General features: G+C 73.7%; 13 protein-coding genes and 1 pseudogene. 4 read left to right on the forward strand and 10 right to left on the reverse strand.

Annotation, left to right across the window (positions count from 1 at the left end; all coding sequences use genetic code 11):
- Positions 1-43 precede the first annotated feature (43 nt).
- Entirely contained in the window at positions 44-1522 is a 1479-nt protein-coding gene (locus ACZ4VF_RS14450) for a serine/threonine-protein kinase (protein WP_467926060.1), read from the reverse strand.
- Between the two features lie 226 nt (positions 1523-1748).
- Positions 1749-1946 (reverse strand): hypothetical protein, encoded by a 198-nt coding sequence (locus tag ACZ4VF_RS14455; protein ID WP_467926061.1) that lies wholly within the window; start codon positions 1944-1946, stop codon positions 1749-1751.
- A gap of 275 nt (positions 1947-2221) precedes the next feature.
- Between ACZ4VF_RS14455 and ACZ4VF_RS14460 the strand changes: the two genes are divergently transcribed.
- Positions 2222-2623, forward strand: a complete 402-nt coding sequence (locus ACZ4VF_RS14460) for a hypothetical protein (RefSeq protein WP_467926062.1) — start codon at positions 2222-2224, stop codon at positions 2621-2623.
- Here the strand turns inward: ACZ4VF_RS14460 and ACZ4VF_RS14465 are convergent.
- Positions 2610-3488, reverse strand: coding sequence for an alpha/beta fold hydrolase (locus tag ACZ4VF_RS14465; RefSeq protein ID WP_467926063.1), 879 nt, complete (start codon positions 3486-3488; stop codon positions 2610-2612). The two genes, ACZ4VF_RS14460 and ACZ4VF_RS14465, sit on opposite strands and share 14 nt — an antisense overlap.
- Before the next feature lie 432 nt (positions 3489-3920).
- Here ACZ4VF_RS14465 and ACZ4VF_RS14470 point away from each other — a divergent pair, with 432 nt between their 5' ends.
- The 3 genes from ACZ4VF_RS14470 to ACZ4VF_RS14480 all read left to right on the forward strand — a co-directional run bounded on the left by ACZ4VF_RS14470 (position 3921) and on the right by ACZ4VF_RS14480 (position 8307).
- Positions 3921-4706 (forward strand): helix-turn-helix transcriptional regulator, encoded by a 786-nt coding sequence (locus tag ACZ4VF_RS14470; protein WP_467926065.1) that lies wholly within the window; start codon positions 3921-3923, stop codon positions 4704-4706.
- Between the two features lie 32 nt (positions 4707-4738).
- Entirely contained in the window at positions 4739-5428 is a 690-nt protein-coding gene (locus ACZ4VF_RS14475; RefSeq protein ID WP_467926066.1) for a DUF3291 domain-containing protein, read from the forward strand.
- A gap of 71 nt (positions 5429-5499) precedes the next feature.
- Complete coding sequence (locus ACZ4VF_RS14480; RefSeq protein ID WP_467926067.1) at positions 5500-8307, forward strand: SpoIIE family protein phosphatase; 2808 nt, start codon at positions 5500-5502, stop codon at positions 8305-8307.
- Between the two features lie 88 nt (positions 8308-8395).
- Here the strand turns inward: ACZ4VF_RS14480 and ACZ4VF_RS14485 are convergent, their stop codons facing one another.
- The 7 genes and pseudogenes from ACZ4VF_RS14485 to ACZ4VF_RS14515 form a co-directional block, all read right to left on the reverse strand.
- Positions 8396-8797: an STAS domain-containing protein gene (locus tag ACZ4VF_RS14485; protein ID WP_467926068.1), complete on the reverse strand. Its 402-nt coding sequence runs from the start codon at positions 8795-8797 to the stop codon at positions 8396-8398.
- A 27-nt stretch (positions 8798-8824) separates the two neighbouring features.
- On the reverse strand, positions 8825-10048 hold the full coding sequence (locus tag ACZ4VF_RS14490) for a PP2C family protein-serine/threonine phosphatase (protein ID WP_467926070.1): 1224 nt from the start codon (positions 10046-10048) through the stop codon (positions 8825-8827).
- A gap of 406 nt (positions 10049-10454) precedes the next feature.
- On the reverse strand, positions 10455-10877 hold the full coding sequence (locus tag ACZ4VF_RS14495) for a hypothetical protein (RefSeq protein WP_467926591.1): 423 nt from the start codon (positions 10875-10877) through the stop codon (positions 10455-10457).
- Positions 10878-10972: 95 nt separating this feature from the next.
- Positions 10973-11178 (reverse strand): annotated as a pseudogene (locus ACZ4VF_RS14500) (IS5/IS1182 family transposase); the annotation flags it as partial.
- Positions 11179-11316: 138 nt separating this feature from the next.
- Positions 11317-11727, reverse strand: coding sequence for a RidA family protein (locus ACZ4VF_RS14505; RefSeq protein ID WP_467926071.1), 411 nt, complete (start codon positions 11725-11727; stop codon positions 11317-11319).
- Positions 11728-11785: 58 nt separating this feature from the next.
- Positions 11786-12511 carry a peptidylprolyl isomerase gene (locus ACZ4VF_RS14510; RefSeq protein WP_467926072.1) on the reverse strand — a complete coding sequence of 242 codons (726 nt, stop codon included), beginning with the start codon at positions 12509-12511 and terminating at the stop codon, positions 11786-11788.
- Positions 12512-12994: 483 nt separating this feature from the next.
- Positions 12995-14371, reverse strand: a complete 1377-nt coding sequence (locus ACZ4VF_RS14515; protein WP_467926074.1) for an MFS transporter — start codon at positions 14369-14371, stop codon at positions 12995-12997.
- Positions 14372-14376 lie beyond the last annotated feature (5 nt).

Below are 14376 nucleotides of genomic sequence, written 5' to 3' on the forward strand. Positions count from 1 at the left end.
GGCACGCACTGCCGGCCGCCGGCGAGCCCGACGGCACGCACGCTCAGTCCGCGTCCTTCTTCCGGGCCGCCTTCTCCCGGACCGTCTTCTGCCGGACCTCTTGGGCCTTCCGGGACTTGAGGGGCCGCTTGCCGGAGGAGTTACCGGAGGGGCCCGCTCCCTTCTTGCCCCGCGCCGCCGTTCCGGACGTTCGCGCGACCCCGCTGTCCGACGCACCCGGTGCACCGTCGTGTGCGTGTGGCCGTGTGCCGCCGTGGGCGGCCGTGCCGGTCGTCCGCTCCGGGCCCGGCACAGCGGAGGCGGAGCTCGACGCTCGACCGGGGGCCGGGCCGGCACCGGGGGCGTGAAGCCGCCCGGCGGGAACGTCGCGTGCGGTGGGCTCGGCAGGGGCGGACCCGGCCTCGTCGCCGGGAGCGGACGCGTCCGTGGTGCCGGCTTTCGCGGAGGGGCTGCTCACCGCCCGTGCCGCCGCGTGGTGCGCGGGGCCGTCGGACACGGCGACGGTGGCGGCCACGGCGGCCGCCAGCACGGCGGCCGCACCGGCCACCCGGTGGCGTCCGCGCGCGGACGGGGCCTTCGGCGCGGCCGTACCGGCGGCGCGCGGCGCCTGCTGGTGTGTCCGGTCGACCCGCGCCGGTACCTGCTCGGGCAGCAGGCTCGTGATGCCGGCCGGGTGCGGGACGGGCCTGGGACCGTTCGGCTCGGCGAGGGCGGCCAGAGCCCGGACGCAGTCGTCGGCCGACGGGCGGACCTGCGCTTCCAGCGCGGTCATGTCCCCCAGCAGGGCCGCGAACTCCCGCGGGAGGGACGCGGGCGGTTCGGGCCGCCGGTGGAGCCGCGCGATCGCGGCCTCCAGGGGAGCACCGTCGTATTCGAGTCGGCTCGTGAGGCATTCGAGGAGCACCAGCCCGAGGGCGTAGACGTCGGCGGCCGGGCCGACGGGCCGGCCGAGCACCTGCTCGGGAGACAGGTAGGCGGCCGTGCCGACGAGGGTGCCGGTGGCGGTGCGGGTGGTGGCGTCCAGCATCCGGGAGATGCCGAAGTCGGTGAGGTGGGGGCGACCGGACGTGTCCAGGATGATGTTCGACGGTTTCACGTCGCGGTGAACGATCCCCGCGTCGTGCGCGTGGGCCAGGGCACGCGCGAGGCCGGCCCCGAGGGCGGCGGTCTCCCCGGGCACCAGGGGGCCCTCGGCGATGCGCGCCTTCAACGTGGGGCCCTCGATGAGTTCCATCACCAGGTAGGCACGTCCGTCGTGCCGGCCGGCGTCGTAGACGGTGACGAGGCCCGGGTGCTGCAACCGGGCGAGGACGACCGCCTCGTGGTGGAAGCCGTCCTCCCCGTCGCCACCGGCCCCGGCGTGGAAGACCTTGACGGCCACCGGTCGTCGCAGACGCAGGTCGAAGCCGCGGTGGACCTCGCCGGCGCCGCCCGAGCCGATGACCGCGTCCAGGCGGTAACGGCCGCCCAACACGGGTGCGGAGCACCGGAACGGCGCCAGAGCCGACTGGCGGAGCCTCATCTGATCTCCCACTGCTTGTCCGGGTGCTGCCCACGGGTGCGCCTGCGAGGGGGCGCCGCACACGCGTACCCCTGACGTGCCGAAGTACCCCCGGGCCACGCTCCGCGGCCCGATCGGCGAGGCTGCCGGTGCGCCGGATCTCGCCGGATCTCGCGAACTCCCGGTGTGCGCAACGTCGCCGGCACCCGCACCGCCGTTCCGGCGCGGGTGCCCAGGACGCGGTCGCCTACTGGTAGCAGGGAGGCGCGCACCGCACGGTGATCGTGCCGCTCCCGCCGTCCGCCGTGGGGGTGCCGTGGGTGACGACCGTGGGGGTCCTGCTGGTCTCCCAGGGCATGGGTACGGCCATGGCCTGCGGGCCGAGGGCGGTCAAGGCCGCGGTGGCCACGAACACGAAGGCCGCCGCACGCTTGCACGAAGACATGGGAACTCCCTTGCGCAGTGGAGAGGTTGGTCCGCCGGAGCCTTCTCGGAGGCGCTCACCCGGCTGACCGCCAGTCTCACCAGGGGCGCCCGCCGTGCCAAGGTGTCCGGCGCGGGCCCCGGCGCATCTCCCTACGATCACCGCGACCGGCGGATCCCGTTCCGCCGGGCCGCTGTCCGGGCCCCGCGGTCGACGGGGCGCGTGACCGAGTGGCGGGAGAGGAGCCCCCGGGGCAGCCTGGGAAGGTCGATCGAACGACAGGACGGGAGACGCGCATGACCTCTGTACTCCGTCACCACTGCCTTCGCACGCTCGGCGCCGGTGCCCTCTGTGGGGCGCTGCTCTCCGGCGGGACGGCCGGAGCCCTGGCCGCGTCCCCGACCCCGGGCGCCATGGCCTCGATCACCGTGAAGGCCGGCAAGACCGACGTGAAGGCCGGGGACGAAGTGACGTTCACCGGCCGCACGAAGGGCCTGAAGGTCGGCTCGCCGCTCGTGCTCCAACACGAGAAGTCCGGCAAGTGGACCTCGCTCAGGGCGACCGCCAAGGTCCGGAAGGGCAGTTCATACGCCCTGGTCGCCAAGCTCAACACCAAGGGCACCGAGCATCTGCGGATCGCGGGCGTCAGCGGGTCCGGGAAGGTCTTCTCGCCCACGGTCACGGTCAAGGTGAAGTAGGCCCCGCCCAGAAGGCGAGCAGTGCGGCGGCGAGTGTCTCCGGAACCTCCTCGGCCATGTGGTGTCCGGAGTCGACCGGGGAGCCCTCTAGCCGGCCTGCCGCCCAGTCCCGCCAGACGCCCGGCACGTCGCCGTAGAGGCCGGCCATGTCGTCGTGGACGGCCCACAGCACTTGCACGGGACAGACGATGCGCCGGCCGGTCCGCCGGTCGGCGTCGTCGTGCTCGCGGTCGATGCCGAGGCCGGCGCGGTAGTCCTCGCACATGGCGTGCACGGTGGCCGGGTCGTGAATGGCGCGGCGGTAGTCGTCGTACGCCTCGGCCCCCATCTGCTCGGCACTGGCCTGGTACCAGGCGTCGGGGTCGGCGTTGATGACGCGTTCGGCGGGCTTGCCGGTCTGCCCCAGGAAGAACCAGTGCCACCAGGCGGCGGCGAACGTCGCGTCACAGCGCCGTAGCGCCTCCCCGATGGGAACGGCGTCCAACACGCTGACGGCGGACACGGCTTCGGGGTGGTCCAGGGCAAGGCGCGTGGCCACGTACGCGCCCCGGTCGTGCCCGACGACGGCGAACCGGTCGTGTCCGAGCCCGCGCATGACCGCCAGGCAGTCACCGGCCATGGCACGCTTGGAGTACGGGCTGTGCCGCGGGTCGGTCGGGGGCTTGTCGGACTCTCCGTATCCGCGCAGATCGGGGCAGACGACCGTGTGACCCGCTGCGGCCAGCAACGGCGCGACGCGGTGCCAGGTGGCGTGCGTACGCGGGTGCCCGTGCAGGAGCAGGACGGCCGGGCCCTCGCCGCCGTGACGCACCCGCAACCGCACCCCGTTGCCCTCACGGCGTGCCAACGTGAAGCCGTCGAACATGAAACCTCCTGTGGCCGGGGCCTCCCGGCTCCCCTGCCCGGAACACTTCATGCACACGGTCTTCGCCGTGGGCGGCCGGCCACCCCGGGCGAATTCCTTCCGGTTCGCGGATCGTTGCTGCTGCGGTCGTATCCCTGGCCGACGGGCGGCGGGTGCAGTGAGTACGGACGAAGCCGTCGTCGCGGGGCCGGACGCCGCAGCGGGCGGGGGTGGAGCGATCGCCGGCAGGTGAGCGTCGCGATCGCGTGGACGTTCCGGACCGGCCGGACAGCAGGGGTCCGGCCGGCGGTGGGCGGCCGTGGCCGACGAACCCCGTCGCGACCCTCACGAGCCGACGCGGCTCCGCCACCGGCCACGGGCGTCCTCCGGCCGGCGTCGGCGGGAACGCCTCCGCCTTCTATATCCCACTCCGATTGTTCATAGAATGGCGGGGTGAAGGACATCGACTCGATCGCACTGCTGCAGGACCCGGTGCGGCGCCGCCTGTACGAGTACGTCGCGGCACAGGGCCGCGAGGTCGGCCGCAACGAGGCCGCCGAGGCGGTCGGGGTGGCGCGTACGCTCGCCGCGCACCATCTGGACAAGCTGGCTCAGGCCGGATTGCTGGAGTGCGGCAGCCGCCGCCTGACGGGCCGCTCGGGGCCGGGGGCCGGCCGCCCCGCCAAGGTGTACACGCGGTCCCGGGCCGAACGGTCGGTGTCGCTGCCCGCCCGCGACTACCGCACCGCCGCCGAACTGCTCGCCGAGGCGGCGGAGCAGGCCGGGCTTGACGCCGGGCTGTGCGCGGCCGCGCGCCGCCGGGGTGAGGCGCTGCGCGGCTCGGCGGCGCCCTGCGGAAGCCTGGAGGAGGCCATGCGGGTGCTGGCCGCCCGCGGTTACGAGCCGCACATGGAACCCGCCGGGAGCGCCGACGGCGTCCGGACCACCGACGACACCGAGCGGGCGACCGTGACAGCCGAGGGCACCGAGGGCACCGAGGGGTCGGCCGCGACAGCCGAGAGCACCGAGGGGACGGCCGCGACAGCCGCGCGCGTCGTCCGCATGCGCAACTGCCCCTTCCACGCCGTCGCCGAACGCTTCCCGCCCCTCGTCTGCGGCATGAACCTCGCACTGCTGGAGGGGCTGCTCGGCGCGGACGGTTCGGTCCGCGCCCGCATGGACGCCCGGCCGGGAGAGTGCTGCGTGGTGGTCGAGAACTCTAAAAACAACGATGATTGACATAGAAAGTGGGCGCATGCTGGGATGAGGCCATGACCGCACCCGCGCACGCCGCCCACCTCGCCCAGCTCAACGTCGCCACGCTCCGGCACCCCCTCGACGACCCACGCGTGGCGCCGTTCGTCGAGATGCTGGACCCGGTCAACTCCGCCGCCGACGGCGCACCCGGCTTCGTATGGCGGCTCGTGGAGGAGGGGGCGGGCGACGCCACGGGCCTGCGCCCGGCGGGCGAGGACGTCATCGTCAACATGTCGGTGTGGGAGACCCAGGAGGCCCTGTGGGACTTCACCTACCGCAGCGGGCACCTGGAGGTCATGCGGCGGCGCCGCGAATGGTTCGAGCGGCACGTCGAGGCGCACCTGGTGCTCTGGTGGATCCCCGCCGGGCACCTCCCGACCGTCGGCGAGGCCCTTGAGCGGCTGGCGGACCTGCGGGCGCACGGACCGTCCCCGCGCGCCTTCACCTTCGCCTCGCCGTACACCGCCGCCGAGGCCGCCCGGCACCTTCGGACGGCGCGGCCCACGCCGCCCGAGCGCGCCACCCCGAGCACCCGGCCGACACCGGCCCCGGACCCGACGGCGGTGCAGGCCACCTCCGCCCCCGCGGGCAGGCACGCGACCGCGGACGGACACGCGGCCCCGGGCAGGGCGGACGGACACGCGGCCCCGGGCAGGCCGGCGGCCACGGACAGGCGAGCGACCGCGGACCAAGCGCGCGTCTGAACCTGCCGGTTGGGCGGGGCCGAGCAGCCACGCCGGAGCGAATGCCCTGTTTGCCCCATTACCCTGAAGAGATGGAGTCGTACCCAACTCCTTCGGGCAGCGACCAGGGCGACCGGACACCGCTGGTCGCCGGGGTGCGCCCGGAGATCCTTGCTTCCTGGCAGCGCTCACAGTCCCTCGGCGTCGACCGCGAGCGAGCGGCTCTGCCGATCGAGAGCGACCTGGATCCCGACTCCCGGCTGGTCAGGGCCGCGGTGCCGGTGCTGACCCGCCTGTACGAACGGTTCTCGGGCGTGCCGGTGACCGTGACACTGGCCGACTCGCGGGCGCACATCGTGGACCGGTGGGGCGGCCCGGCGGGGCTGAGTCTGATGGACGCCGCCTCCCTGGTGCCGGGCGCCAATGTCGACGAGCGGTTCATGGGAACCAGCAGCGTCAGCATGGTGCTCAGCACCAGGGCGCCGTTCGTGGTCGTGGGCCACGAACACTTTCTGCACGACCTCAAGGAGCTGACCTGCATGGCCGCGCCGGTGCGCGACCCGGTGGGCGGCACCGTGCGGGGCGCGGTCAACCTCTCCGTGCCCAGGGAGCTGGCCCACCCCGGCATGGCGCTGGTCCTTCAGGACGCCACCGAGCGCATCGGGGAACGCCTGCTCGAACTGGGCACGGCCCGCGAGCTCGAACTCACGCGATCGTTCCGCCGGGCCATGGAACGCGGCGGGCACACGGAGCTGGACCTCGACTCGGGAGAACTGTCCCGGCGCGGCGGGCCGCCGCCCCGACTGGCCACGCAGGAACGCCTGATCCTGCTGGAGCGTGCCGTGGAGCTGATCTCCTCGCCCGGTGAGACGTTCGCCGAGGTGCCGCTCGCGGGCAGCCGCGTGGCCGTCCTGCGCCGACGGGAGCTGCACCACGGCGACGCGGAGGGGGCGGCGGTCGAGGTCACTTTCCAGGACACCGGCGGTCCGGGTACGACGCGTCCGGCTGCCGCGACCGCCTCCGGTCCGCGCGCGCCGCTCCCGGACCGCCCCGCCGAGGCGACGGGACCGCACCCCGCCGGAGGGACCGACGCGTGGCTGCTGCTCGTCGGCGAGCCGGGCGTCGGCCGGCTCGCCGCCGAGGCACGCGGACGGCTGGCCCTGCTGAACGAGGCGAGTGTCCGCCTCGGCACCGCCCTGGACCTGCGGCGTACCGCCGAGCAACTGGCGGAGATCAGCGTGCCGCGCTTCGCCGACCTGGTCGTCGTCGACCTGGTCGAAAGCGTCCTGGCGGGCGAGGAGCCGCCGCCCGGGCCGCTGGGTCCCGACGTACCACTGCGCCGGGTGGCCGCCTGGGCCGGCGAGGACTCCCGCGGCCTCCCGGCCGGCGGGGTGAACGAGCCGACCGGCTACCCCGCCGGTACACCCCAGGCCCGCTGCCTGGCGACCGGGCAGCCGGTCACGGACTCGGTGGTGACCGCCGCCCTGGCCGGGCACCCGGCCGGCCGGACCCACCCCGTCGGCCTCCTCGGCACGGGCGAGCACTCCTACCTGGGCGCTCCGCTGTCCGCACGCGGTTCCGTCCTCGGCCTGGCGGGGTTCTACCGCCGCGGCAGGACGAGGCCGTACGAGCAGGACGATTTGACGCTCGCGGGCGAGCTGGCGGCCCGTGCCGCGATCAGCATGGACAACGCCCGCCGCTACGGCCGGGAGCACCGCGCCTCCCTCACCCTGCAACGCAGCCTGCTGCCGCACGCCCTGCCCCGGCTGGGCACCGTCGGCCTCGCCTCCCGTTATCTGCCCGCCGACGCCAGGTCGGGCGTGGGCGGGGACTGGTTCGACGCGATCCCGCTGTCCGGCATGCGCGTGGCGCTCGTCGTCGGTGACGTGCCGGGGAACGGGCTGCAGGCGGCGGCGACCATGGGCCGGCTGCGTACGGCGGTACGGACGCTGGCCGGTCTGGACCTGATGCCCGAGGAGGTGCTGGCCCACCTGGACGACCTGGTCAGCCGCACCCCCGACGAGGAGGCCGGGAGCAGCAGCGGCGAACAGGACCCGGCGACGGGGACGACCTGCCTGTACGCCGTCTACGACCCGGTGTCCTGCCGGTGCACGGCGGCCACGGCCGGTCATCCGCCGCCCGCCCTGCTCACGCCGGACGGGGAGGCGCAGCTGATCGACCTCCCGACCGGCCCGCCCCTCGGGATCGGCGGGATCCAGCCGTACGAGTCCGCCACCGTCGACCTGCCCTCGGGCAGCCTGCTGACGATGTACACCGACGGCCTGCTGAAGGAGAGCCGCGGCTACGAGGACACCGAAGCGCGCACCGCGCAACTGCTGGCCTGCCTGAAACTCGCCGGTCCGGAGCTGGAGGACACCTGCGACCGGGTCACGGACACCCTGCTGTCCAGCGGCCCGTACGACGACGTGGCCCTGCTCCTGGCCCGTGTGCACGCCCTGCCCGAGGACCGCGTGGCGTCCTGGGAATTCCCGTCCGACCCCGCGGCCGTCGCCCGGGCCAGGGCCCTGACACGGGCTCAGCTCACCGCCTGGGGCATGTCGGAACTGGACTTCAACACCGGGCTCGTGGTCAGCGAGCTGGTCACCAACGCCGTACGGTACGGCGGGCCGGGACCGGTGGGCCTGCGGTTGCTGCGCGACGACTCACTGATCTGCGAGGTCTCGGACGGCAGCAACTCCTCTCCACGCATCAGACGCGCCGCCACGACCGAGGAGGGCGGGCGCGGCCTGTTCCTCGTGGCGCAGTTCACCAAGAGCTGGGGTGCCCGCTACATGCCGCAGGGCAAAACGGTGTGGGCCGAACAGATTCCCCAGCCGGAGCGGCCGGCGCCCGAGAGGGACGAGGAGACCCTGCTGTCCCTGTTCGACGACCTCGGCTGACCGCGGGCCTCGCCGACGGCGACGCCGGTGACACCGAAGGCGCAGGCCACGGCGATTCCGGCGCCGCTCAGGGCCTCTGCGGCGGCGCTCACGGCGCGCCGGTACCGCCTGCGGTCCATCGGTCGGGGACGGATTCCAGGCTGGCGTAGCTGTGCAGTACCCGGTCCGCTCCGGTCAGCGCCAGCATGCGCCGCACGCGTTCACTGGGTGCGATCAGCGCCACGCGGGCGCCGGTGCTCCGGGCCGTACGGTAGACGGCGATCAGGCAGGTGAGCCCGGTGGAGTCCAGGAAGGGGACGTCGGACAGGTCCACGAGCACGCTGTGGCCGCCGGTGAGGACCAGGGGTTGCAGGGCGTCGGCGAGGTCCGAGGCGGTGTGCAGGTCGAGGTCGCCCACGACCCTGACGAGGTGGCGGTCGGTGCTCAGACGGCGGACGTGCACCTGCAGGGGGTGCCGCCGACCGCTGTGGGCGGGCGGGTCGGTGTTCATCGCCGCTTCCTTCCGCGCGGGCCGGGGTCACGGAATCAGCTCCTGCTGATGGCCACCGCGCCACTCGGTGAGCAGAACGGTGGCGTCGTCGTCGAGCTTGCCGTCATGGTGCTCCATGACGGCGGCCATCAGCCGGCGCAGGGTCTCGTGCAGGGTGTGCCGGCCCGAGTGATGACGGCGGATGAAGTCGACGAACCGGTCCCGGCCGAACTCCGTCCCGTCCCTGCCGCGTGCTTCGACGACGCCATCGGTGTACAGCAGCAGACGATCGCCGGGTTCGAGCTGCTCGGTGGCCACGGTGACCGACAGGGCGAGGTCGGCGCCCATCGGACCGGCCGGGGGGCAGACCAGTTCGGTGGTCCAGCGGTTGTCGCGGATCAGGAGGGGCAGGTGGTGACCGCGGTTGATCCAGGTCAGCCGGCCGCTCGCCATGTCCAGGTCGGCCAGGATGCCGGTGACGTAGCGGCTGGTGCCGAACTGCTCGATCAGCGTCTCCTCCACCATCCGGCTGGTCCCGGCCAGCGAGGCACCCTGCCGGCGGGCGTTGCGGCAGGCGGCCACGGCGACGTTCGCGGTGATGCCGGCGGTGGTGTCGTGACCCATGGCGTCGAAGACGCTCAGGTGGAGGGTGCTGCCGGCCACCGCGTAGTCGAAGGCGTCGCCGCCCACCTGGTAGGCGGGTTCCATCACCGCGCCGACGGTGACGTCGTGGCCCGCGTAGGCAGGCGGCGGGGTGAGGTTCCACTGCATCTCGGCGGCCACGTTCATGGGCTCGGTGCGCACCAGACGCGCGTAGGAGTCGCTGTACGACCGCTTGCTCAGCAACAGCAGGGCCGTCATGGAAGCCAGGGCGCGCAGGGCCTGGCGGATGGATGCGTCGTCGGTGTCGGTGTCCGCCCGCAGCACGCCCAGGCGCTCCACACCGTCGGTGATGGCCACCCACCACCGCCGGCCGCCCGCACGGTCGTCCGCCCCCTCCCGTCCGGGATCGGACAGCAGTTCCACGCGCCGGTAGGCCTGACCGGGCAGACTCCCCGCGACGGTGAACTCCTGCCCGCCGTCTCCGGCACCCACCCCCTGACCCGTGAGCCGCCGCAGCACCGTCTCCCGGATGTCCACCACGAACAGAGCCACGTCGTGCAGGCCTGCCACGGCGGCGTGCTCGGCGACCATCCCCGGAAGCTCTTCGAGCGTAGCCGTATGGCTGGCCTGCATCAGCCGCAACAGCGACGCCGCGCCGCTGTCAGTCACCACCCGCACCCCCCTCGCCGGGCAGGCACAGCTGCATGCCCCATCAGCACACGTGCCACTTCACTCCTCTTTCTGGCCGCTCGGATCACCCCTCTTCGGGCACCACCCGTGTACCCCCTCCCGAACGGCACGCGCGGTCCCGCGGCGGACATCCGCCTTCTCCCCCGTCCCGTCACCCGACGGCCCCACCGGCGCGGGGTGCCTCGGCTCGACGCCGTTCGCCGCGACCACGGGCACGGTCCTCCGGCACGGCCCGGCCCCGGGCAGCCGAGCGCTGGACGTCATCGGTGCCGCAGTGATCGTTGCGGGTGCCCACGGTGACCGTGAGGGACAGCGGCCGGGTCCTACCCGTCGACTGCGCGCCGCGTCGGTCGGCTCAAGGACGTGCGAGGGACGAGTGTGGCGCTCACCTGGGCTCCCGCTGCCGCACCGATGCGCCGCAGGCCTGCCGTCGGCCGTAGAGTGAGGCGCCTTGATCAGTCATCCGAAGGAGGCTCACCACCATGCGGGCAGGCAACGCGACAGCCGGTTTCGTGGCTGCGCTGCTGGTCGTCGCCATCGGCGCGGGTGCGACGGCGTGCACGAGCGGTCCGGGGGCGGACTCACCTGCCGCGAGCCCGTCGTCGAGCACGCCGAGCAGCAAGCCCGCGCCGTCCCGGCAGACGCCGGAAGAGGATCCTTCGCCAAGCCCGGTGGACGCCTCCCCGACGCCTTCCGCCTCGCGGCCCGCGGCGCCCGGTCCCTCCACGCCGCGACGCGTGGTCCCGTCCAGCGGGGGCAGCCCCACGGAGTGGCCGAAGAACGCCGGGGCGGAGGAACTGCGCACCATGCGACCGGGCGTCGACCGGCCGAAGTCCTCGGGGGAAACGCAATGCGACTGGTTGCGTGAGCAGGGCATGGCCTGCTGATGTCTGTGTGACGCGGCAGGACGTGTTCCGGCCCGTGCTCGTGACGGCGCTGGAGCCGTCGGCAGCCGGACAGCCGGGACACGGTCCGCTTTCCCGGGTGAGGCGGTGCCGGATGCCGCGGGAAGCCGGCCATCGCCGCAGGTGGTCGTGGTCGCGGCCCTTGCCACCGCGACAATCCGTCCCGGCAGCGTGGCGCTTCCGCGAACGCTTCCCCTGCAGCGGCAATCAGGCAGCTGACTCGCCCTCACGGCCTTCGCCGGTCTCACGTGCACCCTGGTCGGAGCACATGATCGGACGAAGGCCGTACCAGCGTCCGGCGGAAGCCCGGTCGGGCCCCTCGGTTCAATACGCCGTCCGAAGTCAGTCAGGCAGCGCCACGGTGAGATCCACCTCGACGAGCTGTCCGGAAAAGCCCAGCTGGGCCACGCCCAGGAGCGTGCTGGCGGTGGTGAACGCCGGCCCCAGGGCAGATTCGGTGAGCCGACGCCACGCGGCTCCGAGACTGTCCCTCTCGTCGCTGCGCACGTAGATCACGGACCGCACCACGTGGTGCGGCTGGGCATTCGCCGCCGCCAGGGCGGTGAGCGCGTTCGCGACCACCTGGTCGACCTGCGTCTCGAGGGAACCGGCACCGACGAGGTCACCGTTCCGGTCAAGCGGGCACTGTCCCGCCAGGTAGGCCGTACGCCCAGCCTCCACCACCGTGATGTGGTGGTAGCCGGGCGTCTCATGGAGCTGCTCGGGGTTGATGCGGGTGATCTTCTCGGTCATGTCCGCGAGTCTGTCCGGCGTGGTGCCGGCACGCACCGCATTTTCCCGGCTCGGTTCGTCAGGGCCGGCAGGACGGCCGGACGCTGAGCAGCTCGGTCCGCAGGGCGGGCGTGCCGTCGACGGGCGCCGGGTCCTGGGTGGTTGGCTCGATGCCGCCGGCCGCGATCTTGTCGAGCGTCTTGAGGCCGACGGCACCGACCGTGCCGAACACCGTGTAGTTCGGTCGCAGCGCGGAGTCGCCGTAGACGACGAAGAACTGCGAACCGTTCGTGTTCGGACCGGCGTTGGCCATCGCCAGCAGACCGCGCCCGTAAAGGCGGCGGACGCCGGTCGGATCACTCGGTGCCGGCGGCAGGCCCACGGGCAGTTCGTCCTTGTACGCGTACCCCGGCCCGCCTTCGCCGGTGCCGGTCGGGTCGCCGCACTGGAGGACCTTCAGCGTGGGATACGCCGTCAGACGGTGGCACACCGTACGGTCGTAGAACCGGTGCCGTGCCAGGTGTACGAAGCTCTGGACCGTGCACGGCGCCTTCGCCCGGTCCAGGCGCAGCGGGAGCGGGCCCTGGCTGGTCGGGACAGCCATGTCGACCGTGCCGTGACCGGGGGTGTGCCGGGGGTCGGGCGGCAGCGGAACCGGCCGCGCCGCCGGCTCGTCCGGGGTCTGGGTGTACTGGCAAGGACCGTGCGTGGTCCGCGGCGGGGCGTCGGATGCGTGGGCGGTGGTGCCGCCCCCGGACGCGACCAACGCCGCTGCCGCGCATGCGGTCATGAGAGCTCGGTTCATCCTGTCCACCCTTTGGAAGATCGCCGGCTTGCGGAGCGGTCGCAGTCTAGGGCGCGGCCCGGCGGGCGAGAACCCGCCCGCAAGCCACATCCGCCTCCCGAGCCTCGGCCCGCGGCCGCGGGCCACTTCGTTGGGACGCGGCGCAGCGTCGGTCGGCCGGTCGGAGTCCTGTGGAGAGGCACTGTGGCGAGCGAGAACTTCTGACGGATTCCGGTACGGCAGAGCGCATACGTGCGGCACACGGCACACGGCACGCCGGGGACAGCATCCGGACGAAGACACAGGTCGGCGCGGCGCCCGCGTGCGAGCCGTCCTCGGGCCGACGGCCGGCGTGTGGCGCCGCCGGCGTGCGCACCGGCCGCTGTGGCCGGTGCGCACGGGGGACGGGCCGGGGTACGACGGCCTGTGCGGCCCGTTCTTCACGGCGGCCGGCACCGTCCTGCCCGGTGCCTCGTCATCACGCACGCGCACTCCGTGACGCACTCACCGGCCCCCGCGGGTTTCCAGAGGCGGCTGGGCGGCGCCCTCGTCGGCAGGCAGGGGTGCCGGCTGCTCCGAGGGCCGGGGGACGTGGGAGCCGGTGGCGGGTGTGCGGGCGGTGGAGGGTTCGGTGCGGGACTCGCCCGTCCGGCGGGTTCGGTGCAGGGCCAGGTGCAGGACCGGGATCAGGACGCAGGTGACCGCGGCGCTGTGCCACAGCAGGGTATCGAGCCGGCCGGCCGCGAGGTACGCGCCCACGGCGACCGCCGCCAGTGCGCACACCCCGCGGTCCACGATGCTCTCCACGGACAGCAGCGTGGCGCGTGGCGCGTCGGCCGGGACGGCGTCGTTGACGAGCTTGCGCTGCACCGGGTACACGAACCCGGTGATCGCGGCGAACGCGCACAGCAGCGCGACCACGGCCCACGGTGCGCCGAGGGTGGTGGCGGCGAGGGTCACGGCCAGCGCCACGCTCAGCAGGGACACCCACTGGGCGGCGGACAGCCGGCGGCTCAGCCAGCGCGGACGGGCCGAGGCCACGGCCTCGGCGACCGTCATGGCCGCGAGGACGCCGCCGTGCGCGCCCTCTCCGATGCCGTGGTCCAGGAGCACCGGCTGGAAGAGGTTGACCTGGCATATGCGGGCGAGCGTGAACACCGCGACGCCCTGCACCATGAGCAGCGGCAGCCACGGTGAGGCGCGCAGGGTCCGCAGGGCGGCCCCCGTGTCGCGCAGGAGGGTGCCGCGCCGCCGTCCGCCCGCGCGGGATCCGGCGGCCGGGCGGGGGGCGAGGCGCGGCAGGGCCAGCGCGCACAGCAGCGACCCGGCGGCACAGGCCGCGCTGAGGACGTACGGGGCCGGCCGGACCAGCGTCATCAGCGGACCGACCAACGGCCAGCACAGGACCTTGGCGGCCAGCCCGAGGGAGCGCGCGGTGCCCTCGGCGCCCAGGTAGTGCGCGTCGGCCCCTTCGGCGCGCAGCGCGTCGTAGAGGTAGGCGCTCGCCGCGCCCGACGCGAGGGAGCGCCCGGCCGCGATGGCGAGGAAGTGCACGAGGAATCCGGTGTAGGAGGGGGCGAGGACGGGGGCCAGGTTGGCGGCCGTCATGACGACCGCGCCGGCGCGCAGGCAGTTGCGGGCGCCGATGCGGTCGGCGATCACGCCGGTCGGGATCTCGAAGAGGCAGAACGCGGTGTAGTAGATGCTCTGGATGCCGAAGATCTGGCCGTCGGACAGTCCGGCGTCGCGCTGGTAGGCGTAGAAGACGGGCATCCACCACAGCAGGTTGAACAGCAACTGGAAGGCATTGTTGAGGCGGATGACGCGGCGGGCGGCCGGGGAGGGGACCGGGCCGGCGCGGCGCGCTGCGCGGGCGGGCATGGGAC

Source organism: Streptomyces sp. NPDC029151 (genome assembly GCF_055564315.1).

Coding starts and splice junctions, on each gene's coding strand:
- ACZ4VF_RS14450 (WP_467926060.1), bottom strand. CDS start 1,522: ATGAGGCTCCGCCAGTCGGCTCTGGCGCCGTTCCGGTGCTCCGCACCC.
- ACZ4VF_RS14455 (WP_467926061.1), bottom strand. CDS start 1,946: ATGTCTTCGTGCAAGCGTGCGGCGGCCTTCGTGTTCGTGGCCACCGCG.
- ACZ4VF_RS14460 (WP_467926062.1), top strand. CDS start 2,222: ATGACCTCTGTACTCCGTCACCACTGCCTTCGCACGCTCGGCGCCGGT.
- ACZ4VF_RS14465 (WP_467926063.1), bottom strand. CDS start 3,488: ATGTTCGACGGCTTCACGTTGGCACGCCGTGAGGGCAACGGGGTGCGG.
- ACZ4VF_RS14475 (WP_467926066.1), top strand. CDS start 4,739: ATGACCGCACCCGCGCACGCCGCCCACCTCGCCCAGCTCAACGTCGCC.
- ACZ4VF_RS14480 (WP_467926067.1), top strand. CDS start 5,500: ATGGAGTCGTACCCAACTCCTTCGGGCAGCGACCAGGGCGACCGGACA.
- ACZ4VF_RS14485 (WP_467926068.1), bottom strand. CDS start 8,797: ATGAACACCGACCCGCCCGCCCACAGCGGTCGGCGGCACCCCCTGCAG.
- ACZ4VF_RS14495 (WP_467926591.1), bottom strand. CDS start 10,877: ATGGTGCGCAGTTCCTCCGCCCCGGCGTTCTTCGGCCACTCCGTGGGG.
- ACZ4VF_RS14505 (WP_467926071.1), bottom strand. CDS start 11,727: ATGACCGAGAAGATCACCCGCATCAACCCCGAGCAGCTCCATGAGACG.
- ACZ4VF_RS14510 (WP_467926072.1), bottom strand. CDS start 12,511: ATGAACCGAGCTCTCATGACCGCATGCGCGGCAGCGGCGTTGGTCGCG.
- ACZ4VF_RS14515 (WP_467926074.1), bottom strand. CDS start 14,371: ATGCCCGCCCGCGCAGCGCGCCGCGCCGGCCCGGTCCCCTCCCCGGCC.